We start from the raw sequence: 21314 nt of genomic DNA on the forward strand, positions 1-21314 counted from the left end.
CTCATGACCTCATCCCTGTGGGCCCCGTTTACTGCGATGCGCCCGTTCAATCGCCAGCCGATACTGTTCGACCGCGCGGCCGGCATGCACTACACCACGCCTGAAGGCCGCCAGGTGCTGGATGCCATGGCCGGGCTGTGGTGCGTCAATGCCGGGCATGGCCAGGCGCAGATCGTCGAGGCGATTTGTGAAGCGGCGGGGCGCCTGGACTTCGTGTCCTCGTTCAAGATGAGCCACCCGGCGGCGCTGACCCTGGCCGATCGCCTGGTGGCCACGGCCCCGGCCGGCCTGGACAAGGTGTTTTTCACCAACTCCGGTTCCGAAGCGGTGGACACTGCGCTGAAGATCGCCCGTGCCTACCACCAGGCCCGGGGCGATTGCCGCAGGACCAAGTTAATCGGCCGTGCCAAGGGCTATCACGGCATGGGGTTTGGCGGGTTGTCGGTGTCGGGGATCGGCCGGCAGAAACGTGATTTCGGCCCGTTGCTCGGTGACGTAGCGCACTTGCCGTTGCCCTATGACGCGGGTTCGCGGTTCAGCGCCGGCCAGCCGGAGCAGGGTGCGCACTATGCCGATGCGCTGCTGCAACTGCTGGAGGTCCACGACCCGGCCACTGTGGCGGCGGTGATTGTCGAGCCGGTCACCGGTTCCGGTGGGGTGTATGCACCGCCACTGGGCTACCTGCAAAAGCTGCGCGAGCTGTGTGATCGCCATGGATTGTTGCTGATTTTCGACGAGGTCATCACCGGCTTCGGGCGCGTGGGGCATTCGTTCGCCGCCCAGGCGTTCGGTGTGACGCCAGACCTGATGTGCCTGGCCAAAGGGCTCACCAACGGCGCCGTGCCCATGGGCGGTGTGCTGGTCAGCGGCACGGTGTATGAGGCTTTCATGCAAGGCCCGGAACAGGCCATCGAGCTGATGCATGGCTACACCTATTCCGCCCATCCGCTGGCCTGCGCGGCCGGTTTGGCCACCCTGGAGGTGCATGGGGCACTGGGCATCAATGCCCGTGTGCAGCAGATTGCGCCGCTGTGGCAGCGCACCGCACTGGGGTTGCGTGATAACCCGTGGGTGCAGGACGTGCGCGCCATTGGCTTGCTGTGTGCCGTCGAACTCAAACCCCGCGACGGTGCCCCGGGCGCCAGGGCGGGCGAGGTGGCGCAGCGCTGTTTCGACGCCGGTGTGCTAGTGCGGGCTTCCGGGGAAAACATCGTACTGTCGCCACCGTTGATCATCGACGAAGAACAGGTCGCGCTGGTTTTCAACACCTTGGGCCACGCCCTTGAGGCCACCCGATGAACAGCCTGGATTTCTATATTGACGGTGCCTGGGTCAAACCGTCGGGCGGTGAAACCTTGCCGGTGATCAATCCCTCCACCGAAGGCACCATCGCGACCATCAGCCTGGGCACTACCGTCGACCTTGACCGTGCCGTGGCGGCGGCCAGGCGCGGATTCAACGGCTACGCGCAGTGGTCCCGCGAACAGCGCCTGGACCTGCTGGCGGCCATCATCGACGGCTACCGCCAACACAGCGAAACGCTGGCGCAGTGTGTGCACCAGGAGATGGGCGCACCGTTGTCCCTGGCCCGCAGCGCGCACGTCCCGGCAGGTCTGGGCCATTTGCAGCGCGCCCATGAGGTACTCAAGGACTATGCCTTTGACCAACTCCACGGCAGCACGCTGATCTGCCGCGAGCCGATCGGCGTGTGCGGCTTGATCACACCGTGGAACTGGCCGCTCAACCAGCTCACCTGCAAGCTCGCCCCGGCCCTGGCGGCAGGGTGCAGCATGGTGCTCAAGCCGAGTGAAAAAGCACCGCTGTCGGCCATGTTGCTGGCGGACATCCTGCACCAGGCCGGCGTGCCCAAGGGGGTATTCAACCTGGTCAACGGTGATGGGCCGACCCTCGGGGACGGCATCGCTCGGCATGCCGGTATCGACATGGTGTCGTTCACCGGTTCCACCGGTGCGGGCATTGCGGTGGCGAAGGCGGCGGCGGATACGGTCAAGCGGGTGTCCCAGGAATTGGGCGGCAAGTCGGCCAACCTGATCCTGGCCGACGCTGACTTTGAGGTTGCCGTGCGCCATGGCGTGAGCAGTTGTTTTCGCAACAGCGGGCAGTCGTGCAATGCGCCGACGCGCATGCTGGTGCCCCGTGCCTTGCAGGCCCGTGCGGTGGCGATTGCCCGGGACGTCGCTGCTGGCATCTGCTTTGACGACAGCCACCCAGGGAGCGCCATGGGCCCCTTGGCCAACCAGGCGCAGTTCGAACGGGTACAGGCGTTGCTGGGTTGCGTGGACATTGCACCGGTGTGCGGCGGCGTGGGGCGGCCCGAAGGTATGACCACCGGGTTCTACGCAAGGCCGACGGTATTCGCAGATGTCGACCCGAACTCGCCCATCGCCCGTGAGGAAGTGTTCGGCCCGGTGCTGGTGATCATCCCCTATGACAGCGAAGAACACGCCATCGCCCTCGCCAATGACAGCCCCTATGGTCTGTCGGGCTATGTCAGTGCCGGCAGCCTGGAACGGGCGCAGGCCGTGGCACGGCGCTTGCGCACTGGTATGGTTCATCTCAATGGCAGCAAGGCCGACAACGGCGCGCCGTTCGGTGGCTACAAACAATCGGGCAACGGGCGCGAGTGGGGGGTGTTCGGCCTGGAGGATTACCTGGAGGTGAAGTCGCTGTTCGGCTACCAGCCGGGAGAGGGTTGACGATAAGGTTGAACTTAGCCGAGCCTGTTAGCTCCTAGACTCGTCGGCCGCTCTGGCCCTGAATTTCACAAGGAAGCGAAATGAGCTTGTTCCCTTTGCCAAAAATGCTTGTCAGTGCCGCGATGTTGTTGACCCTGGGCGGTTGCGTGACGATGTCCGGCGATTACAACGTCACGGCGGTGGACGCCAATGGGCAGCCGATCAAGATGGTAATGACCAGCCATGGCAGTGCGATCTACTCCTCGCGCAACGCGTTCTGCAGCAACTTCCCGAAAGCCACGGTGACCATCCGCGACTTCCACACCGGCGAAGAACTCAAGAGCGAAAGCCCTTACCACTGCCGCTAGGCGTTCTAGCTCCTGAACACCTGCTGCATGGCCTGGGGCGGTTGCCCGAAGGCCCGCAGGAAGGCCTGGCGCATGCGCTCGCGATCACCGAAGCCGGTTTCGCGGGCCACCACCTCGACCGGGTGGCGGCTGGTTTCCATCAGCACCCGGGCGGCTTCCACCCGCAGCGACTCGATGGCCTTGGCGGGCGTCTGCCCGGTTTCCTCGCGGAACACCCGGCTGAACTGGCGTGGGCTCAAGCGCGCCACATCGGCCAGGGCGTCCACCGACAGGTCGTGGGTGAGGTTCTCGCGGGCATAGGCCAGGGCCAGTTGCACGCGGTCGGACCTGGGGTCCAGTTCCAGCAGGGCCGACACCTGCGACTGCTCGCTGCCCCGACGCTGGGCGATCACTAGTTTGCGTGCGATGCGCCGAGCGAGGTCGTGGCCCAGGTCGTTCTCCACCATGGCCAGTGCCAGGTCCACGCCGGCGCTCATGCCGGCCCCGGTCCACACCTGGCCATCCACCACGAACAACTTGTCTTCTTCCAACTGGATATGCGGATAACGCTTGCGAAAGGCCGGCGCGTGGATCCAGTGGGTGGTGGTGCGCTTGCCTTCCAGCAGGCCGGCGTCGGCCAGCACGAAGATGCCCATGCACAGCGAGGCCACGCGCCGCGACTGGGCCGAAGCGGCCTTGACCTGCTCCAGCAGGCTGGCCTCCGGCAGGCGGAACTCCATGTAGCCGCCGACGATCAATGTGTCATAGCCCTGTGGCCGGATCGGCGTGGTATTCACCGAGAAACCCTGGGACGTCATCACCGCGCCGCCGTTTTCCGACACCAGGTGGAATTCGTAGGCCGGCTCGCCCTGCAACAGGTTCGCGCATTCGAACACCGAGGCCACGCTGAGGCTCAGGCATTCGAAATTTGGGTAAACCAGCAGCGCAACACTGTGCATCGTTATTCTCCAAGGGGCATGGCAAGGAGGGGATTGTCGGCGGCGGGTGGGCAAACGGCAACTGCCATCGGGCATGTCCGAAAACCTTGCGGATATGACGTTGTGGCAACACCCCCCGGCTCCTAAGCTTCAACCCACACTCATCCCGAGGCACTCGACAATGAAAGTATTGATGGTATTGACCTCTCACGATCAGCTGGGAAACACCGGCCGCAAGACCGGCTTCTGGCTTGAAGAGTTTGCCGCACCCTATTACGCGTTCAAGGACGCCGGTGCCCAGATCGTGCTGGCATCCCCAGCCGGTGGCCAGCCGCCGCTGGACCCGGTCAGCGACCTGCCGGACTTCCAGACCGAGCAGACCCACCGCTTCGCCGCCGACCCGGCTGCGCAACAGGCCCTGGCCAACACCGTGAAGCTGGACACGGTGAGCGCCGCCGACTTCGACACGGTGTTTTACCCCGGCGGCCACGGCCCGCTGTGGGACCTGGCCGAATCGCCCACCTCCATCGCCCTGATCGAGGCGTTCGAGCGGGCCGGCAAGCCCATCGGTTTTGTGTGCCACGCGCCGGGTGCGTTGCGCCATGTCAAGGTCGCCAACGGTGAGCCGCTGGTCAAGGGCCGTCGCGTGACCGGGTTCTCCAACTCGGAAGAAGCCGCCGTGGAACTGACCGATGTGGTGCCGTTCCTGGTGGAGGACGAATTCAAGAAACTGGGCGGCCTGTACGAGAAGGGCGCTGACTGGCAATCCTTCGTGATCGTGGACGGCACGTTGGTGACCGGGCAAAACCCTGGCAGCTCCAGTGACGTGGCCAAGGCCCTGCTGAAACTCACCGCGTAATTTAATTAATCCCCTTATTGATTGGCGACTCCCAGGAGTCGCCAATGCTTTTGCTCGTCCAGGATTTGGAAAACCTCCCATGACAGACCCCATTTTAAGCACCCCGGTCACGCTGGGCGGCCATACCTTGCGCAATCGTATTGTGCTGCCGCCGCTGACCCGCCAACGCAGCGCCCAACCCGGTGATATCGCCACCGACCTGATGGCGCAGTATTACCGCCAGCGCGCCACGGCGGGCTTTATGGTCAGTGAAGGCACGCAGATCGAACCCCGTGGCCAGGGCTACGCCTGGACGCCGGGCATCTACACGCCGGAGCAGGTCGAGGGCTGGCGTAAGGTCACGGATGCCGTGCATAGCGAAGGCGGGGTGATCTTTGCCCAGCTGTGGCATGTGGGGCGCGTGTCTCACCACGGCCTGCAGCCAGAGGGAGCGGCCCCAGTGGCGCCGTCGGCTCTCCAGCCCCAGCAGGTCAAAGCCTTTATCGAAACCGCGCCGGGGGCCGGGGAGTTGGTGCAACCGCCGGTTCCTCGCGCGCTAAGGACTGAGGAGGTCAAGGACTTGGTCCTCCTGTATGCCGAGGCCGCACGCAACGCGATGGCGGCGGGTTTTGACGGTGTGGAGATTCATTCGGCCAACGGCTACCTGGTCAACCAATTCATTTCGGCGCACGCCAACACCCGTGACGACGAATACGGCGGCTCGGTGCACAACCGCCTGCGTTTCCTGCGTGAAATCGTCGCTGCCGTGAGTGAGGTGGTCGGCCCGCAGCGCCTGGGCGTGCGGTTCTCGCCCTTGTTCAGCGGCACCGACCAGGACCGCGTGTACATCGGCCTGGTGGAAGAGGACCCGCATTACACCTACCTCGAAGCGATCAAGGTGTTGGAGGCGGCGGGAATCGCCTACGTGTCCATCGCCGAAGCCGACTGGGACAATGCCCCGGAACTGCCGGACACGTTCCGCCGTGATGTGCGCGATACCTTCAGCGGGCGGATCATCTACGCCGGCCGCTACACCGCCGAGCGCGGTGCGCGGTTGGTCGAGGCGGGGCTGGCGGACTTGATCGGCTTTGGTCGCCCGTTCATCGCCAACCCGGACCTGCCGCAGCGGCTGTTCAATGGCTGGCCGTTGAATCCACTGCGGGTGGAAGGGATGTACGGGGGCTCGGAGCAGGGGTATACCGATTATCCCGCCTACCTGTAGAAGCACAGATGTTCAAAACAATGTGGGAGCGGGCTTGCTCGCGAAGGCGGTGGATCAGTCGGTGATTGAGTGACTGATAGGGTGCTTTCGCGAGCAAGCCCGCTCCCACAGGTGGGTGACGGTGGTGTTAGATAACCCGCAACACAATCTTGCCGATGTGATCCCCACCTTCCATCCGTGCATGCGCCTGGTCGGCCGCGGTGTAGTCGAACACCTGGTCGATCATCGGCAGGCAGCGTCCGGCCGACGGCAGCGGCCATACGTGCTCACGCAGTTGGGCGGCAATTGCCGCTTTTTCCTCGCCGGTGCGCGGGCGCAGCAGTGAACCGGTAACGACTGCGCGCTTGCCGAGGATGGTCAACAGGTCCACGTCATTGGCCCGGGCGCCGCCGAGGAAGCCCAGCATCACCAGCCGGCCGTCCATGGCCAGGGCCTTGAGGTTGTTGTTGAAGTAGGAGCCACCCATGATGTCGAGGATCACATTCACACCCTGGCCCTCGGTTTTCTGGGCGATGACCTCGGCAAAATCCTGCTCGCGGTAATTGATGGCCTCGGCGCCCAGGGCACGGATGGCCGCGCATTTATCTTCGCTGCCGGCCGTGGCAAAGGCCTGGATGCCCAGCTCGCGGCACAGCATCAAGGCGGTGGTGCCGATACCACTGGTGCCGCCGTGGATCAGCACGCGCTGGCCTTTGTGCGCGCCACCCAAGCCGAACAGGTTGGCCCAGACGGTGAAGAAGGTTTCCGGGATTGCGGCCGCGTGTACCCAGTCCATCCCGTCGGGAACGGGCAGGGCCTGGCCGGCCGGTACCGCGCAGAATTGCGCATAGCCACCGCCGTTGGTCAGGGCGCAGACCTTGTCGCCAATCGTGTATGCACTGACACCTTCGCCCAACGCCACCACTTCGCCGGCCACTTCCAGCCCAGGAAACGGGCTCATGCCGGGGCGCATCGGGTAGGTGCCGGCGCGTTGCAAGGCGTCGGGGCGGTTGACCCCGGCGGCGTGCACGCGAATCAGGATTTCGCCCGGTGCCGGGGAGGGCACGGGCTGCTGACGTGGCTTGAGTACCTCGGGGCCGCCCGGGGTGGTGATTTCAATCAGGGTCATCTGTGCTGGCAGGGTCATGGTGCGAATCCTGTAACGGTGAACGTATGGGGTGGGACCGCAAGGCGCGGTCATTGATTCAGTGGTGTTTCCATGGCGCCCAGCATAACGGCGATCTTTGATGCAATAATGCTGCGATTTGGCAAGTCACTGATGCATATATGCAGCGGGGGAGGTGTATATGAACTGGGATGATGCGCGGGTGTTCCTGGCGGTGTGCCGCGAGTCGACCTTGCGTGGGGCCGCACGGGTGTTGGGGGTGGACCAGGCGACGGTTGGTCGACGGGTCAACGCCTTGGAAAAGTCCTTGAACGCGACGTTGTTTTTGCGCACGTCAGAAGGCTATGCGCTGACGGCGGTGGGCGAGGCGGCCCTGCTGTCGGTGGAAAAGATGGAGCGCTCGGCGATTGAACTTGAGCGCCAGATCCAGGGCCTGGATGACCGCCTGACCGGCACCGTGCGGGTCAGCACCACCGATTCCCTGGCCATCGACTTCCTGATCCCGGCCATTGCCTGCCTGCACGACAAGCACCCCGACGTGCGCGTGCAGTTGGACGCCACCACCCAGATTCTCAGCCTGGCCAAGCGCGAAGCCGATATTGCCGTGCGCAACACCCGCCCGGAAAACCCCGACCTGATTGCCCGGCGCATCGCCCGCTGGCCGGTGGGGTTGTTTGCGTCCCAGGGTTACATCGACCGTCACGGCGTGCCTGAACCGGGCAGCGTGTTTGAAGGCCACGACCTGGTGGTCTATCACCCGCACCTGCACAGCCAGAAAGACCTGGCGCTGGTCAACGAGCCGCTGGGGCGCGGGCGCATTGTGGCGGCGGTGGGGTCCAGCCTGTTGGTGCGCCGTTCCATCGCCGCCGGTATTGGCCTGGGTGAATTGCCAGTGGACACCGGCGAGCGCGACGGGCTGGTGCGCGTCTGGCCCGAGCGGACCCGGACCTTGCCTTATGACGTCTGGCTGGTGACCCACGCTGACCTGCGCCACACCGCACGGGTGCGGGTGGTGATCGATGAAATCGTCGCGGCGTTTACCGGCATCGGCGTGTGACACCCAGCGTGTAGTGAGCGGGCTTGCCCCGCGCCGTGGTGCATCAGGTACACCGCAGTGGCAGGGGTTAGGGCGGCTGCGCCACCCAGCGCGAGCAAGCTCGCTCACTACAAGACCGCCGTGGTGCATCAGGTACACCGCGGTGGCAGGGGTTGGGGCGGCTGTGCCACCCAGCGCGAGCAAGCTCGCTCACTACAGGACCGTCGCGGTGCATCAGGGACACCGCGGTGGGCGGATCAGCGGTTAAGGAAGGCCAGCAGGTCTTCGTTCAGCGCTTGGGTATGGGTGACCGCAAAACCATGCGGCGCATCCTTGTAGACCTTCAACTGGGCGCCCTTGATCAGCTCGGCGGCGGCCTTGCCGGTGGTCTCGAACGGCACGATCTGGTCGCCATCGCCGTGAATCACCAGAGTTGGCACGTCGATCTTCGCCATGTCCGGGCGGAAGTCCGTCTCGGAGAACGCGGTGACGCAATCCACCGTGGACTTGAGCGAGGCCTGCAAAGCGATTTGCAAGGTCTGGGTCAACACGCCGGCGGAGACGGTCTGGCCCTTGTTGATCCCGAAGAACGGCGTATTGAAGTCGGCGATGAACTGCGCGCGGTCCTTGAGCAACCCGGCCTTGATGCCGTCGAACACGGCGGTGGGCACGCCTTGCGGGTAATCCGGTTTCTGGCCGAACAGCGGGGTAACCGCGCCCAGCAACACCAGGCCGGCCACGCGGGCGCTGCCGTGGCGGGCGAGGTAGCGCGCCACGTCGCCGCCGCCCATGGAGAAGCCCACCAGGGTCACGTCCTTGAGGTCCAGGTGTTCGATCAACTGGGCGATGTCATCGGCGAAGGTGTCATAGTCGTTGCCGGTCCACGGCTGGTCCGAACGCCCGAAGCCGCGACGGTCGAACGCGATGGTGCGAAAACCCCGGCTGCTCAGGTATTCCATCTGGTATTCCCACATATCGGCATCCAGCGGCCAGCCGTGGCTGAACAGCACGGGCTTGCCGCTGCCCCAATCCTTGACGTAGATCTGCGTACCGTCTTTGGCAACGAATGTGCTCATGGAAAACTCCTGGGAGGGTGGGGTGAAAGCATTACGTCGCACTATTGCGCCAAACCGGACGAAGGGCTTGTACGGATGTGCTCGGTTGAACGGTTCAGCGTCTATGCTGGTCCACTGACCTCCAACGTCAGATCACACAGGTGAACGAAATGGCCAAGACTTACAGCTACGCCGCCCAGAACGCCAAGGATTCCCTCAAGCCCTACACCTTCGAGCGCCGCGCGCCGGGGGCTGATGACGTACAGATCGACATTCTCTTCTGTGGGGTCTGCCACTCCGACCTGCACACCGTGCGCAACGAATGGAACAACACCCTGTACCCCTCGGTACCGGGCCATGAAATCGTCGGCCGCGTCACGGCGGTGGGCGCCAATGTGAAGAAGTTCAAAGTGGGCGACCTGGCCGGTGTCGGTTGCATGGTCGACAGTTGCCAGCACTGCGCATCCTGCGCCGAGGGCGAAGAGCAGTACTGCGAAAACGGCTTTACCGGCACCTACAACGGACCGATGTTCGGGGGGGAGAACACCTTCGGCGGTTACTCGGACAACATCGTGGTCAAGGAACAATTCGTGCTGCGCATCTCCCACGGCGATGCCAACCTGGCGGCCGTGGCACCGTTGCTCTGCGCCGGTATCACCACCTATTCGCCGCTGCACCACTGGAAGGTCGGCCCGGGCAAGAAGGTTGGCGTGGTCGGCCTTGGCGGCCTGGGCCACATGGCGGTGAAAATCGCCCATGCCATGGGCGCCCACGTCACGCTGTTCACCACCTCGCCCAACAAACGTGAAGACGGCCTGCGCCTGGGCGCCGACCAGGTGGTGGTGTCAAAGAACCCGGACGAAATGGCCAAGGTTGCCAACAGCCTGGACTTCATCCTCAACACCGTCGCCGCGCCGCACAACCTTGATGCGTTCATCAGCCTGCTCAAGCGCGACGGCACCATGACCCTCGTTGGCGCACCCGACAGCCCACACCCGTCGCCGGCGGTGTTCAACCTGATTTTCAAGCGCCGCAGCCTGGCGGGTTCGTTGATCGGCGGCATCCAGGAAACCCAGGACATGCTCGACTTCTGCGCCAAGCACAAGATCGTCTCGGACATCGAGATGATCGATATCCAGAGCATCAACGAAGCTTATGAGCGGATGCTCAAGGGCGATGTGAAATACCGCTTCGTCATCGACATGCAGAGCCTGAAAAAGGAAAGCCACGCGGCCTGATTTGAGCGAGTGGGAAATGCTTTTTGTGGGAGCGGGCTTGCTCGCGAATACGGTGTATCAGTCACAGATTTGTCACCTGATCCACCGTATTCGCGAGCAAGTCGAATCGTCGCACCGCCGCTCCCACACCTGTTATGTGTTTGGTTCAGGCCGACAAGTGCTCATACAAAATCGTCGCACCCACCAGCATCAGCACCACACCACCGACCATCTCGGCGCGCTTGCCCACCACCGTGCCCAGCACACGCCCGAGCATCATGCCGATCGTGACCATGGTCATGGTCGCCAGGCCAATGGCCGCTGCGGCCACCAGGATATTCACGTCGACAAATGCCAGGCCCACGCCCACGGCCAGGGCATCGATGCTGGTGGCAAACGCCGTCACGGCCAGGATCATGAATGAATGCTGGGTCGGTTTCTCGACCTCTTCATCCTCGGCCTTGAACCCGTTGTAGATCATGTGCAGGCCCAGCGCGACCAGCAGGGTAAAGGCGATCCAGTGGTCCCACTGTTCAACCCAACGAGTGGCAGCGTGGCCGATGGCCCAGCCGATCATCGGCGTGATGGCCTCGATCACACCAAAGATCAGGCCGGCGCGCAGGGCTTCGGTCAGGCGTGGTTTGTGCAGGCTGGAGCCTTTGCCAATGGCCGCCGCAAAGGCGTCCGTGGACATGGCCAGGGCGAGAAGAATCAGGGAAATGGGGTTCACGGTCAGGCTTCCAGTCGGGCTGCATGAGTCAACGACACACCCACACGCCCGACTTCTGGCATGGATATGTCGCTGGTCTCACCAACCACAACGGTGTTCGTACCACGGCAGGTTGCCGAATATGTTGATACGAACGCTTCTGAACGGGTCAGAAGCCGGTTACTCCCCAACGAAGGGCTGCATCATAGAGGGCCAAACATGAAAAAACCGTCAACGGCGTTCACCCGCGCTTGATGTTCAGCTCTATCAGTTGGTCGGGATGATCTTCGACACCAGCTCCACCACCGTCTTGGCCTGCAGCTTCTTCATCAACCGCGCTCGGTGTACTTCCACCGTACGATGGGAGATCGCCAGGCGCAGGGCGATTTCCTTGGACTTGTAGCCGTTGACGATCAACAGGGCGATTTCCCGCTCCCGTGGCGTGAGGTCGCCGGTGCCCTGGTGGGCGCGGTCCAGGCGTTCGAAGTGCCAGATCATCAGCTTGAACGGGTCCTCGGGCGTGAGGGTGTAGCCATGGGACTTGGCCCAGAACACTTCACCGTTTTTGTGCTGCATGAAACGCTCGTCGGAGTAGAAACCGTTGTCGCTGTCGAGCAGCCAGTCGTGGCTGCGCTTGCCGATGGCGTGGTAGTCGGCCTGGGACGGGTAGATCAACAGGGTCAACTGGTTGAGCAGGGCCTCGCGCGGGTAGCCGAACAACTGCAGGAAGGCTTCGTTGCAGTCGATCATCACGCGGTGGCTGGTCACCAGCTGCGGTGCGGGGGAGCGTTGGAACGCCAGGCGTTCGATGTCGGGAAATTGCCGGGTAAACACGGTCATCAGGCATCCTGCCTCGTTGTTTTTCTCACCTGGAGGCTACTTATCCGTGTAAGTAGTTACACGAATTGGCGAGCGACCAGTGGTGGGGCATTGTAGGGAATGTACGCACCAAAAACAGAAGAAATTGATTATGACTGCTCAAAGCGTCTCCATTGTTGCCGCCGGTCATTCGCGTTTTGGTCGCCTGGAAGGCACCACCCTTGAAGACCTGATCGTGCAAGTCACCCGTGAAGCCCTGGTGGATGCGGCCATCGATGCCGCGCAGATCGATGCGGTGTTCCTCGGGCATTTCAACGCGGGGCTGGTGCCTGACGGCTTTGCCTCTTCTCTGCTGCTGCAGGCCGACCCGGGGCTGCGCTTCAAGCCGGCCACGCGCTGCGAAAACGCCTGTGCATCCGGCTCGGCGGCGATCCAGGCCGGGGTGAACGCGATCCTGTCCGGCAGCGCCGAGTTGGTGCTGGTGGTCGGTGCCGAAAAGATGACCCACACCTCCACGGCGGCCGTCACTCAGGCCCTGGCCGGCGCCGGCTACCAGAATGACCCGGCAGAAGCCGGCCTGAGTTTTCCGCAGCTGTTTGGCCGTGCGGCCCGACAATACGCGGAGCGCTATCACTGCCCGCTGGCGTCGATGGCGGCCATCGCCACCAAGAACCACTCCAATGCCATGGCCAACCCGCTGGCGCAGATGCACCGGGTGATGGATTTCGAGCATTGCAACAACGTGTCGCCGAGCAACCCGTTTGTGGCCGACTCCCTGCGCCTCACTGACTGCTCGCTGATCAGTGACGGCGCCGCCGCCATCATCCTGGCCTCGCCCAAGCGCGCCCGTGCCTTTCGCCGTGACGTGCAGATCTGCGCGATGACCCAGGTCAACGACTGCCTGCCCATCGCCCAGCGCGACATTCTCGCGTTTGAAGGCCCGCAGCGGGCGATCCACGCAGCGTTGCGCGGGGCGAACATCACCCTGGCCGACCTGAGCTTTGCCGAGGTGCATGACTGCTTCACCATCGCCGAATTGCTGATCTATGAAGCCATGGGCCTGGCGCCCAAAGGCGAGGGCCATCGCGTGCTCGACAGCGGCGTAGTGCGCGCCGGCGGGCGCTTGCCGGTGAACCTGTCCGGTGGCCTCAAGGCCAAGGGGCATCCGGTGGGGGCCACCGGGGTATCGATGCATGCCCTGGCGTTCCGCCAACTCACCGGCGAACCCATCGGGCTGGCCGTGCCCAACCCCGAGTTCGGCCTGGTGTTCAACATGGGCGGGATGGCGGTGGCCAACTATGCCTCGGTCCTCCATGCGCGGCGTTGCTGAACCATGAACATTGCCAACTGGCTGCATGACACCCAACGCCGCGACCCCCAACGCCCTGCGCTGTTCGACGGTACGCGGCAAACCGCCGACTACGCCACCTTCGCCGCCCACGCCCGCCAACGCGCCGCCTGCCTGGTGGACCAGCACGGGCTGGGGCCCGGCGATGCGGTGGCGGTGCTGATGAAAAACAGCGGCGACTACCTGGAGTTGCTCTACGCCATCTGGTGGATGGGCGCGGTCGCGGTGCCGATCAACGCCAAGCTGCACCCGACCGAAGCCGCGTGGATCGCGACTAACGCTGAAGCGCGCCTGATCTTCACCGATGGCGGCAGGGTGTTTGCCTCACGCGACCTGCCTACAGGCTGCAAGGAGCTGGACGGCCACGTGCTGCCCCCGACACGCCCATGGCCCACCTTGGAACACCCGGTGCCACGCCAGGACTCAGACCTCGCCTGGCTGTTCTACACCTCGGGCACCACCGGGCGCTCCAAGGGCGTGATGCTGTCCCATGGCAACCTCATGGCGATGTCGCTGTGTTACCCCACCGATGTCGACCCGGTGAGTGGCGATGATGCGGTGGTATATGCCGCGCCGATGTCCCATGGCGCGGGGCTCTACAACTTCATCCACGTGCGCTGCGGTGCCCGGCACGTGGTGCCGGCCTCGGGCGGCTTTGATGCCGCCGAGCTGTTCGGGCTCGCGGCTGAACTGGGCAACGTTTCGTTGTTCGCCGCGCCCACCATGGTCAAGCGCATGGTCGAACAGGCACGGCGCCAGGGTTATACCGGCGAGGGCATCAAGACCGTCGTCTACGGCGGCGGCCCGATGTACCTGGCGGACCTGCGCGAAGCCCTGGACACCTTCGGCCCACGCTTTGTACAGATCTACGGCCAGGGCGAAAGCCCGATGACCATCAGCGTGCTGCCGCGCGCACTGATCGCCGACCGCCAGCGGCCGGATTGGGCGACCCTGGCCGCATCCGTCGGTCACGCGCAATCCTGTGTGGAAATCCGCATTCTGAATGCCGAGCACCAGCCGGTGCCCACTGGCGAGCGGGGTGAAATTGCCGTGCGCGGTGCCACGGTAATGCAAGGCTACTGGCGCAACCCCCACGCTTGCGAGCAAGCCTTGGTAGACGGCTGGCTGTTGACCGGCGATATCGGTTTTCTCGACCCGGCTGGCTACCTGACCCTCACGGACCGTTCCAAGGACGTGATCATCACCGGCGGTAGCAACGTGTACCCCCGTGAAGTCGAGGAAGTGTTGGCCCAGCACCCCGAGGTGTTTGAAGTGTGCGTGGTGGGCGAACCGGACGCGCAGTGGGGCGAGTCGGTGGTGGCGTTTGTGGTGACCCGCAGCGGTCAGGCCCTGGACGATGCTGAATTGACTGCCTGGTTTCTCGAGCGCATGGCCTCGTTCAAGAAACCCAAGAAATACCTGTTCCGCGATGAGCTGCCGAAGAACAGCTACGGCAAAATCCTCAAGACCGACTTGCGACAGCTGTTGAAAGCAGGGAGTATCGCCGCCGTTCGCTGAACCCGTTTTCCATGGATAGATAACAGACAAGGAGTCCCTTCAATGGGCATTCACGCGCAAGACACGGTCCGCAAGCGGCGCCGTGCGTTTCTCGGTGCCACCTCCGGCCACTTGATCGAGTGGTACGACTATGGCGTCTACGGCTTTCTCGCCGTGTACATCGGCCAGGCGTTTTTTGTCTCCGATGACCCCACCACCAGCCTGCTGGCAAGCTTCGCCGCGTTTGCCCTGAGCTTCTTCATCCGGCCGCTGGGCGGGCTGTTCTTCGGCCCGCTGGCCGACAAGATCGGCCGTCGCAAGACCCTGATCATGGCGCTGGTGATGATGACCGGTTCCACGGTGTTGCTCGGCCTGTTGCCCACCTACGCCACCCTCGGCATCGCCGCGCCAATCCTGCTGATCCTGGTGCGCTGCGTGCAGGGCTTCTCGGCCGGTGGCGAGATCGGCACGGTCACCAGTTTCATCTCCGAATACGCCGGGCCCGGTCGACGCGGCTTTGCCACCTGCTGGCTGATGGTCACTGCTGTACTGGGCCTGTTGCTGGGCGGCGCCGTCGCCAACGGCATGACCTGGGTGCTGGGCGCCGACGTGATGCAGGAGTGGGCGTGGCGCGTGCCGTTCCTGATCGCCGCGCCGCTGGGCTTTATCTCCATGTACATCCGCCTCAAGCTTGAAGACAGCCCCGAGTTCCTCGCCCTGCAGCGCGCCGGGCAAACCTCCCGCGCGCCGCTGCGTGAGGTCTGGCAGTGGAAGCGGGCGATTGCCCTGGTGTTTTTTATCATCACCCTGCACAGCTCGATCTTCTACCTGGTGCTGACGTTCGCCTCGACCTACATGGCCAAGATCCTCAAGTTCGACAGCGGCACCACTTTGCTCTACGTATTCGTGGCGAGTTTCTCGGCGGCGTTTGTGATGCCGTTCGGGGGTGCGTTCACCGACAAGTACGGGCGCAAGCCGTTCCTGATGGTGATCGGCACCTTGGCCACCCTGGCGATGTTCTGGCTGTTCAAGTCGGCACCCACGGCCACACCGGCGTCGTTTTTTGCGCCGTTGATGGCGGTGGCGATCCTGTTCGGGCTGTATGCGTCGTCCACCTATGCGCTGATGAGCGAGCTGCTGCCCACCCGTATTCGTTCCACCGGGATTGCCGTGGCGTACAACGTGCCGGTGGCGGTGTTCGGCGGCAGCGCGCCGCTGATCTCCACCTGGCTGATCAAGGTGACGGGCGACATCACCTCGCCGTGGTACTTCTACGTGGCCACCGGTGTAGTGTCGTTGATTGCCCTGGTGGTGTTGCGCAAGGAAGACTTCGTCGCCAGCAGCCACCCGGCGGTGACGCAGGCGCCAGGGGCCCTGGCCAGCGCGGCCTGATGCTCAGGGACGTTGCGGCTTGACCGACGTCCCGAACGTATTGCCCATGCGAATGCTGGTCGCCGCCGGTGTGGATAACCCCACCTGGTTCGGCGGCCGCTTCTCTACCGGAATGTGCTGGGCCTCGTGGTCCCTGCATGATGAAGCCCGCGACTGGCGGCTGTTGCTGACCTCCGGCCGCGCCAACGTGGTCGTCGCCAAGGCGTTGCGCACCTGGTGCGCCCAGAGTGGCTTGCCTGCGATGCAGGCACCTCGGTGAATCAGGCAGACCTGGTTGATGCCTCCGCGGGCAGGTAAAACCGGGTGGCGGTTTCAGCGTTGTAGAACCCCCCGAAAGGTTGCACTCAGCGCGCGCAAGGTTTCCCGCGAACGTGCATCGCTGATCCGGCTGAAGAGCACCACTTCACTGACGGGCAATGCGGGCAGTCCAAATTGCGCACTCACGTCCACCGCGCCGGGTGGAGCTACGCGATGGGCGAGGGCGGCGACGCCGAGGCCGGCGCTCACGGCGGCGCCCACGGCCATTACGCCGCCGCCGACGAAGACCTCGGTCCAGTCGATGTGGGCTTCGTCCAGGGCGCGGGTGGCCAGGTGGCGAACCCCGCACGGTGCGGCCATGGTCGCCATGCGCAGTGGCGTGCCTGGCGGGTGTTGCCAAGTGGGGGCGGCGAACCAGCCGAAGCGTTCCACGGCCAGGACTTCGCCGTCTTGGCGGTCGCCTTCGTTGCGCACGATCACGGCGTCGAGTTCGTTGCGGTCGAACGCGGCCACCAAGTCGCGGGACGAGGCGATGCGCACTTCGAGGATCACCAACGGGTCGTAGGCCGCCAGGCGGCTGAGCCACAGCGGCAGGTCGGGCCCGGCCACGTGGTCGCTGATGCCGATCACCAGACGTCGTTGCACTTGGGCGGCCATGTCGCCCAAGGCGCGCTCGTGGGCGTTGAGCAGGGCGCGGGCGGCGACGATGAATTGCTCGCCCTGGGGCGACAGCCGCACATGCCGGGGCGTGCGTTCCAGCAGGCGATAACCGAGGCGTTCCTCCAGGCGCTTGAGCTTGAGGCTGATGGCGGCCTGGGAGGTGTCCAGCGCCTCGGCGGCGCGGGTGAAACTGGTGAAGTCGGCCACCAGCACGAACGCGTGCACGGTGTCGATATCCAGGGGTTTGGGTGCGTCAGCCATATCGGTTCCTTATCGCACATATATCGGCTCATATCTTGTTGAAATCATCGCCGCTGCGCAAGCTGGAACCTCATCTTGCACAGGAGTTTTTGTATGTTCGCCAAACAGTATTCGCACCGTTTGCCCGCCGACTACGACATGGGCGTGATTCGCCGGCGTGCCGCGCAGTTGGGGCCATTGTGGGATAACGCCGAGGGGCTGCTGTTCAAGGCGTTTATCGCTCAGGAGCAGGGCGGCAACGTGTATGCGTCGGTGTACCTGTGGTCAGACCCGTTGCAGGCCGCCGACTTTCTGCTGGGGTCACGCTTCCAGAAAGTGCTCGACAGTTTCGGCCGCCCGCATATCGAAAGCTGGCTGCCGCTGGATGTGCAACGTGGGCCGGCGCAGGCGGCGTTGAGTTTGTATCGGGAAGAGTGGCCACTGGCGCCGGGGGCGGATCGGGCCGCGATACTGGCTGAAGAGAAAGTGCGCAACCTGCAAGTGGCGGACAGCCGTGACACCTTCGCGGTGTTCCTGGCGCTGGATGTGCAAGCCTGGCGTTTGGTGCGCATCACCTTGTCGGCCAAGGCACTGGATGTGACGCATCCCGGGACGGGCTATCAGGTGTTCTACCTGGCCCATCCCGGAATCTAGCTCAGGAGTTCAAGCGTGCGCGTGGCTGGCTCAAGAAGCGCTCGGCCACCGCACCGAACACCAGGCCCAGGGTGGTCCACAGCACCAGCTGGATGCCCAGGGACGCGACGCGGAATTTCCACAGCAGCACGGCCGAGAATTGCTCCGGCACTTCATTGATCACCGGGAACAGGCTGCCGGCCATCGACACGATCACGATGTACAGCGCAACGCCCAGGATTGCGCCGGCCCACACGCCACGGCGGGCAATCAGCTTGCGTGCGGCGTTGATCGCGATCACCGCGGCCGCTACCGACACCAGCAGCATCAGGAAGAACAGCTGGGTGCGCTGGGCGATGGTCTCCGGGTCACCCACGGATGGCGGGTTGGCCGGGTATTTCAGGCCGGGCACCAGGATGAGGGTGACAAACGCCGCCAATGCCAGCAGTGCCGCCAGGCCACGGGGGCCGACCTTGCCGATGCGGCCCAGGGCGTAGGCAAACACCAGGGAGAAAATCCCACCCAGGGAAACGCTATACACCACCACACCGGTGAACAGGCCGAAGGTGCTTTGCACGTCGCGGCTCACCAGTTCTTCTTCCGGCGCATCGCCGTGCATCTGTGCCATCTGGTCTTCAAAGGCGATGGCCTTGTCGATCTGTGGCTCACCAAAGGTCTTGGCGAAGCCGAATGCCAATACGCCGGCGAGCAGGCCCACCAGCATCCCGCGAACGAGTAATTGCCCTGTCATGTCCTGTCTCTCTTGTTGATTAATGGCAGGGAAAGCCCAGCAGATGGCGACCGTCGTGGACGAATTCGTGCACGTACATGCCTTTGAAAACCGCCGTGGCACCTTGCTCGGCGCCGACGAAGTAGATCGCCAGCATCAACAGCAGGCCGCCGAAGATCGCCCAGGGGAGGATTTCGCCCAGGGGAATCGTTGGCACATAGACATCAGGGTGGGTTGCAGCGGTATTAGCCATGAAAACCTCCAGGGATGACGCGTCCCGAAATGGAAAGCATAGAGAGCTGAAACAGGGTCTGGCTTACGGCTGTGGGGCCGAATACAGTGGCGCGACCGCGCCGGCTTCGAACCGGCTTCCTGTTTCATGTTCGTTGTAACATGTTGAAACAACTTTGCCAGTCTACGCTGACTGCGCGCCGAAACAGAGTGAATTTGTGATGCAGACCACCCGTTTAAGCCTGATCTGCCATGCCGCCACGCGGGCGCAGAAGCAGGGGCGGTTTCCCGATGACGAATCTGTCGTGCTGGACTGGCAGCGTGAGGCGCTATCCCAGGCCGGTCGCTACCCGAAAAAACACCGCCTGATCTGCGGGCCGGAAGCCAGGGCCCGGCAGACCGCTGGCTTGTTCGGTGACAACGCACAGGTAGAAGTCGCCTTGCGCGACGGCGATTTTGGCCACTGGAAAGGCCAGGCCATCGACCAACTGGACGATGAAGCCATGAGTGCCTGGCTCACCGACAGCGCCAGCGCGCCCCACGGTGGCGAGTCGGTGGACCAGATCTGCCTGCGGGTTGGACAGTGGATGACATCCCTGGAAAGCCAACCGGGGCATGTCGTGGCCGTTACCCATCCCTTTGTGATCCGTGCCGCGTTGTTGCACGTGCTGCAGTTGCCGCTGTCGATGTTCTGCCGGGTCGACGTCGAGCCGCTGTCATGCACCGAGCTGCGTTTCAACCGCGTGTGGCGCCTGCGCCTGGAAACTCACGCCTGACCCCGCGAACATGGCAAAATCCACGCCCCGCAATGAGAGCAACCCATGAAACGCATCCTGATCATCGGCATTGGCGCCGGCAACCCTGACTACATCACGATGCAGGCCGTGAAGGCGCTCAACCGCACCGACGTGTTCTTCCTGATGGACAAGGGCCAGAGCAAGGACAAGTTGATCGACCTGCGCCGCGAGATCTGCGAGACCTACATCACCGAGCCCGGCTACCGCTTTGTCGAGGCCGACTGCCCCGAGCGTGTGCGCGGTGATATCGACTACACCACCGCCGTGCAGGACCTGAACCGCGACAAGCAGCAGACCTTCGAACGCATGATCAATGAGGAAATGGCCGACGGCGAAGTGGGCGCATTCCTGGCTTGGGGCGACCCGGCGCTGTACGACAGCACCATTCGGATCCTGCAGGCGATCCTGGCCAGTGGCCGTTGCACCTTTGAATTCGAAGTGATCCCCGGCATCACCAGCGTGCAGGCCCTGGCAGCGCAGCACAAAGTGCCGCTCAACCGCATTGGCAAGTCCGTCGAGATCACCACCGGGCGCCGCTTGGCAGCAGGGCAGGCCAGCGACGCCGACACCCTGGTGGTAATGCTCGACGCCGAAGATTCCTACCGTACCGTGGCCGATCAGGACCTGGACATTTATTGGGGCGCCTACCTGGGCACGCCGGACGAGATCCTGATCAGCGGCAAGGTGGCTGATGTGGCAGAAGAGATTCAACGGGTGCGCAAGGCCGCGCGCCTGGCCAACGGCTGGATCATGGACACCTATTTGTTGCGCAAACCCTGAGGTAACGTCCCATGCTCAAACTGTTTGCCCTGGCACTGACCCTGGTGGCCGGCGCTGCTCATGCTGACGACTCGCTGCACACCGACCTGCCGTTGGCATACCTGGAACAGACCCAGACCGATGCACGCAACCAGCCGTTGGTGATTTTCCTGCACGGGTTTGGCAGCAATGAGGAAGACCTGTTTGGCATCAAGGATTCGCTGCCGTCCACTTGGACTTACCTTTCGGCACGGGCACCCATGCCAGTAGACCCCCAGGGTTATCGCTGGTTTACCAAGACCCAGGGTGAAGCTGAGTACAACGGCGAAACGGCCGACCTGCAGCGCAGTGCAAAATTAATCGAAGACTTTGTTGCCAAGGCCACGGCCAAGTACCACACCCGGCCCGATCGGGTATTCCTGGTGGGCTTCAGCCAGGGCGCGATCATGTCCTACGAGGTGGGCTTGCGTCAGCCGGAGCGGGTACGCGGGATCGCGGCGCTCAGTGGCAGTGTGCTGCCAGTGCTCAAGGCCGAGCTGAAACCGAATGACGCGTTGGGAGCGCTGGCGATCTTCATCGGGCACGGCACGTTGGACCAGGCGCTGCCCTATGCGTCGGCCACGCGGGCGAACGAAGTGTTGACGGGGCTGGGGTTGAAGCCGGAGTTTCACGGTTACCCGGGCATGCCGCATACCGTGAGTGAAGCCGAAGTGCAGGATTTGAAAGCCTGGCTGGAAAAAAGCCTGAAATAAACGCGGTCAAAAAATGTGGGAGCGGGCTTGCTCGC

The 21314-nt window shown here is 63.6% G+C and carries 22 protein-coding genes, 1 pseudogene and 2 riboswitches; of the genes and pseudogenes, 15 read left to right on the forward strand and 8 right to left on the reverse strand.

Annotation, left to right across the window (positions count from 1 at the left end; all coding sequences use genetic code 11):
- The first annotated feature begins 3 nt into the window (after window positions 1–3).
- From HX803_RS06560 to HX803_RS06570, 3 genes are all read left to right on the forward strand, one after another.
- Window positions 4–1299 (forward strand): aminotransferase class III-fold pyridoxal phosphate-dependent enzyme, encoded by a 1296-nt coding sequence (locus HX803_RS06560; protein WP_178919697.1) that lies wholly within the window; start codon window positions 4–6, stop codon window positions 1297–1299.
- Entirely contained in the window at window positions 1296–2717 is a 1422-nt protein-coding gene (locus tag HX803_RS06565; RefSeq protein WP_178919698.1) for an aldehyde dehydrogenase family protein, read from the forward strand. The genes HX803_RS06560 and HX803_RS06565 overlap by 4 nt, the downstream gene beginning before the upstream one ends.
- A gap of 80 nt (window positions 2718–2797) precedes the next feature.
- A complete protein-coding gene (locus HX803_RS06570; RefSeq protein WP_256732825.1) occupies window positions 2798–3064 on the forward strand; it encodes a hypothetical protein in 267 nt (88 codons plus the stop codon).
- Window positions 3065–3069: 5 nt separating this feature from the next.
- Here HX803_RS06570 and HX803_RS06575 read toward each other — a convergent pair whose 3' ends face one another.
- Window positions 3070–4002 carry a GlxA family transcriptional regulator gene (locus HX803_RS06575; RefSeq protein ID WP_178919699.1) on the reverse strand — a complete coding sequence of 311 codons (933 nt, stop codon included), beginning with the start codon at window positions 4000–4002 and terminating at the stop codon, window positions 3070–3072.
- Window positions 4003–4162: 160 nt separating this feature from the next.
- Between HX803_RS06575 and HX803_RS06580 the strand changes: the two genes are divergently transcribed.
- Window positions 4163–4840, forward strand: a complete 678-nt coding sequence (locus HX803_RS06580) for a type 1 glutamine amidotransferase domain-containing protein (protein WP_178919700.1) — start codon at window positions 4163–4165, stop codon at window positions 4838–4840.
- Between the two features lie 79 nt (window positions 4841–4919).
- Entirely contained in the window at window positions 4920–6041 is a 1122-nt protein-coding gene (locus HX803_RS06585; RefSeq protein WP_178919701.1) for an alkene reductase, read from the forward strand.
- 127 nt (window positions 6042–6168) lie between these two features.
- Here the strand turns inward: HX803_RS06585 and HX803_RS06590 are convergent, their stop codons facing one another.
- A complete protein-coding gene (locus tag HX803_RS06590) occupies window positions 6169–7167 on the reverse strand; it encodes an NAD(P)H-quinone oxidoreductase (RefSeq protein WP_178919702.1) in 999 nt (332 codons plus the stop codon).
- Between the two features lie 160 nt (window positions 7168–7327).
- Here HX803_RS06590 and HX803_RS06595 point away from each other — a divergent pair, with 160 nt between their 5' ends.
- Window positions 7328–8203 (forward strand): LysR family transcriptional regulator, encoded by an 876-nt coding sequence (locus HX803_RS06595; RefSeq protein ID WP_178919703.1) that lies wholly within the window; start codon window positions 7328–7330, stop codon window positions 8201–8203.
- A 236-nt stretch (window positions 8204–8439) separates the two neighbouring features.
- On the opposite strand, the gene HX803_RS06600 is transcribed toward HX803_RS06595, so the two are convergent.
- Window positions 8440–9258, reverse strand: a complete 819-nt coding sequence (locus HX803_RS06600) for an alpha/beta fold hydrolase (RefSeq protein WP_178919704.1) — start codon at window positions 9256–9258, stop codon at window positions 8440–8442.
- A 149-nt stretch (window positions 9259–9407) separates the two neighbouring features.
- Between HX803_RS06600 and HX803_RS06605 the strand changes: the two genes are divergently transcribed.
- Window positions 9408–10475 (forward strand): NAD(P)-dependent alcohol dehydrogenase, encoded by a 1068-nt coding sequence (locus tag HX803_RS06605; protein ID WP_178919705.1) that lies wholly within the window; start codon window positions 9408–9410, stop codon window positions 10473–10475.
- Between the two features lie 145 nt (window positions 10476–10620).
- On the opposite strand, the gene mntP is transcribed toward HX803_RS06605, so the two are convergent.
- Together mntP and HX803_RS06615 are read right to left on the reverse strand one after the other, a co-directional pair.
- Complete coding sequence (gene mntP / locus HX803_RS06610; protein WP_178919706.1) at window positions 10621–11184, reverse strand: manganese efflux pump MntP; 564 nt, start codon at window positions 11182–11184, stop codon at window positions 10621–10623.
- A 10-nt stretch (window positions 11185–11194) separates the two neighbouring features.
- Window positions 11195–11364: riboswitch (yybP-ykoY riboswitch) on the reverse strand.
- A 66-nt stretch (window positions 11365–11430) separates the two neighbouring features.
- Entirely contained in the window at window positions 11431–12003 is a 573-nt protein-coding gene (locus HX803_RS06615) for a LuxR C-terminal-related transcriptional regulator (RefSeq protein WP_178919707.1), read from the reverse strand.
- Between the two features lie 130 nt (window positions 12004–12133).
- On the opposite strand from HX803_RS06615, the gene HX803_RS06620 reads away from it, so the two are divergent.
- The 4 genes and pseudogenes from HX803_RS06620 to HX803_RS06635 all read left to right on the forward strand — a co-directional run.
- Complete coding sequence (locus HX803_RS06620; protein ID WP_178919708.1) at window positions 12134–13312, forward strand: acetyl-CoA acetyltransferase; 1179 nt, start codon at window positions 12134–12136, stop codon at window positions 13310–13312.
- Window positions 13313–13315: 3 nt separating this feature from the next.
- On the forward strand, window positions 13316–14848 hold the full coding sequence (locus tag HX803_RS06625; RefSeq protein ID WP_178919709.1) for a class I adenylate-forming enzyme family protein: 1533 nt from the start codon (window positions 13316–13318) through the stop codon (window positions 14846–14848).
- Between the two features lie 42 nt (window positions 14849–14890).
- A complete protein-coding gene (locus HX803_RS06630; protein ID WP_178919710.1) occupies window positions 14891–16219 on the forward strand; it encodes an MFS transporter in 1329 nt (442 codons plus the stop codon).
- A 112-nt stretch (window positions 16220–16331) separates the two neighbouring features.
- Window positions 16332–16448: pseudogene (locus tag HX803_RS06635) on the forward strand (iron dicitrate transport regulator FecR); the annotation flags it as partial.
- Window positions 16449–16531: 83 nt separating this feature from the next.
- Here HX803_RS06635 and HX803_RS06640 read toward each other — a convergent pair.
- Window positions 16532–17398 (reverse strand): LysR family transcriptional regulator, encoded by an 867-nt coding sequence (locus HX803_RS06640; RefSeq protein ID WP_178919711.1) that lies wholly within the window; start codon window positions 17396–17398, stop codon window positions 16532–16534.
- 93 nt (window positions 17399–17491) lie between these two features.
- Between HX803_RS06640 and HX803_RS06645 the strand changes: the two genes are divergently transcribed.
- The gene (locus HX803_RS06645) at window positions 17492–18031 is read left to right on the forward strand and encodes a DUF4865 family protein (protein WP_178919712.1); all 540 of its coding nucleotides are present in this window, start codon (window positions 17492–17494) and stop codon (window positions 18029–18031) included.
- Window position 18032: 1 nt separating this feature from the next.
- Here the strand turns inward: HX803_RS06645 and HX803_RS06650 are convergent, their stop codons facing one another.
- Both HX803_RS06650 and HX803_RS06655 read right to left on the reverse strand, forming a co-directional pair.
- Window positions 18033–18761, reverse strand: coding sequence for a CbtA family protein (locus HX803_RS06650; RefSeq protein ID WP_178919713.1), 729 nt, complete (start codon window positions 18759–18761; stop codon window positions 18033–18035).
- A 19-nt stretch (window positions 18762–18780) separates the two neighbouring features.
- Window positions 18781–18993 carry a CbtB-domain containing protein gene (locus HX803_RS06655; protein ID WP_065905961.1) on the reverse strand — a complete coding sequence of 71 codons (213 nt, stop codon included), beginning with the start codon at window positions 18991–18993 and terminating at the stop codon, window positions 18781–18783.
- A 31-nt stretch (window positions 18994–19024) separates the two neighbouring features.
- Window positions 19025–19156, reverse strand: a riboswitch (cobalamin riboswitch).
- A gap of 36 nt (window positions 19157–19192) precedes the next feature.
- Between HX803_RS06655 and HX803_RS06660 the strand changes: the two genes are divergently transcribed.
- The 3 genes from HX803_RS06660 to HX803_RS06670 are packed head-to-tail and all read left to right on the forward strand — an operon-like array spanning window position 19193 to window position 21279.
- Window positions 19193–19747, forward strand: coding sequence for a histidine phosphatase family protein (locus HX803_RS06660; RefSeq protein ID WP_178919714.1), 555 nt, complete (start codon window positions 19193–19195; stop codon window positions 19745–19747).
- Window positions 19748–19792: 45 nt separating this feature from the next.
- A complete protein-coding gene (gene cobF, locus HX803_RS06665) occupies window positions 19793–20548 on the forward strand; it encodes a precorrin-6A synthase (deacetylating) (protein WP_178919715.1) in 756 nt (251 codons plus the stop codon).
- A gap of 11 nt (window positions 20549–20559) precedes the next feature.
- On the forward strand, window positions 20560–21279 hold the full coding sequence (locus HX803_RS06670) for an alpha/beta hydrolase (protein WP_178919716.1): 720 nt from the start codon (window positions 20560–20562) through the stop codon (window positions 21277–21279).
- Window positions 21280–21314: the final 35 nt, after the last annotated feature.

This window comes from Pseudomonas sp. P7548 (assembly GCF_013386585.1).
GTDB lineage: Bacteria > Pseudomonadota > Gammaproteobacteria > Pseudomonadales > Pseudomonadaceae > Aquipseudomonas.

Coding starts and splice junctions, on each gene's coding strand:
- HX803_RS06600 (WP_178919704.1), bottom strand. CDS start 9,258: ATGAGCACATTCGTTGCCAAAGACGGTACGCAGATCTACGTCAAGGAT.
- HX803_RS06595 (WP_178919703.1), top strand. CDS start 7,328: ATGAACTGGGATGATGCGCGGGTGTTCCTGGCGGTGTGCCGCGAGTCG.
- HX803_RS06650 (WP_178919713.1), bottom strand. CDS start 18,761: ATGACAGGGCAATTACTCGTTCGCGGGATGCTGGTGGGCCTGCTCGCC.
- HX803_RS06625 (WP_178919709.1), top strand. CDS start 13,316: ATGAACATTGCCAACTGGCTGCATGACACCCAACGCCGCGACCCCCAA.
- HX803_RS06620 (WP_178919708.1), top strand. CDS start 12,134: ATGACTGCTCAAAGCGTCTCCATTGTTGCCGCCGGTCATTCGCGTTTT.
- HX803_RS06670 (WP_178919716.1), top strand. CDS start 20,560: ATGCTCAAACTGTTTGCCCTGGCACTGACCCTGGTGGCCGGCGCTGCT.
- HX803_RS06655 (WP_065905961.1), bottom strand. CDS start 18,993: ATGGCTAATACCGCTGCAACCCACCCTGATGTCTATGTGCCAACGATT.
- HX803_RS06605 (WP_178919705.1), top strand. CDS start 9,408: ATGGCCAAGACTTACAGCTACGCCGCCCAGAACGCCAAGGATTCCCTC.
- HX803_RS06630 (WP_178919710.1), top strand. CDS start 14,891: ATGGGCATTCACGCGCAAGACACGGTCCGCAAGCGGCGCCGTGCGTTT.
- HX803_RS06615 (WP_178919707.1), bottom strand. CDS start 12,003: ATGACCGTGTTTACCCGGCAATTTCCCGACATCGAACGCCTGGCGTTC.
- HX803_RS06640 (WP_178919711.1), bottom strand. CDS start 17,398: ATGGCTGACGCACCCAAACCCCTGGATATCGACACCGTGCACGCGTTC.
- HX803_RS06585 (WP_178919701.1), top strand. CDS start 4,920: ATGACAGACCCCATTTTAAGCACCCCGGTCACGCTGGGCGGCCATACC.
- HX803_RS06660 (WP_178919714.1), top strand. CDS start 19,193: ATGCAGACCACCCGTTTAAGCCTGATCTGCCATGCCGCCACGCGGGCG.
- cobF (WP_178919715.1), top strand. CDS start 19,793: ATGAAACGCATCCTGATCATCGGCATTGGCGCCGGCAACCCTGACTAC.
- HX803_RS06565 (WP_178919698.1), top strand. CDS start 1,296: ATGAACAGCCTGGATTTCTATATTGACGGTGCCTGGGTCAAACCGTCG.
- HX803_RS06570 (WP_256732825.1), top strand. CDS start 2,798: ATGAGCTTGTTCCCTTTGCCAAAAATGCTTGTCAGTGCCGCGATGTTG.
- HX803_RS06590 (WP_178919702.1), bottom strand. CDS start 7,167: ATGACCCTGCCAGCACAGATGACCCTGATTGAAATCACCACCCCGGGC.
- HX803_RS06580 (WP_178919700.1), top strand. CDS start 4,163: ATGAAAGTATTGATGGTATTGACCTCTCACGATCAGCTGGGAAACACC.
- HX803_RS06645 (WP_178919712.1), top strand. CDS start 17,492: ATGTTCGCCAAACAGTATTCGCACCGTTTGCCCGCCGACTACGACATG.
- HX803_RS06560 (WP_178919697.1), top strand. CDS start 4: ATGACCTCATCCCTGTGGGCCCCGTTTACTGCGATGCGCCCGTTCAAT.
- HX803_RS06575 (WP_178919699.1), bottom strand. CDS start 4,002: ATGCACAGTGTTGCGCTGCTGGTTTACCCAAATTTCGAATGCCTGAGC.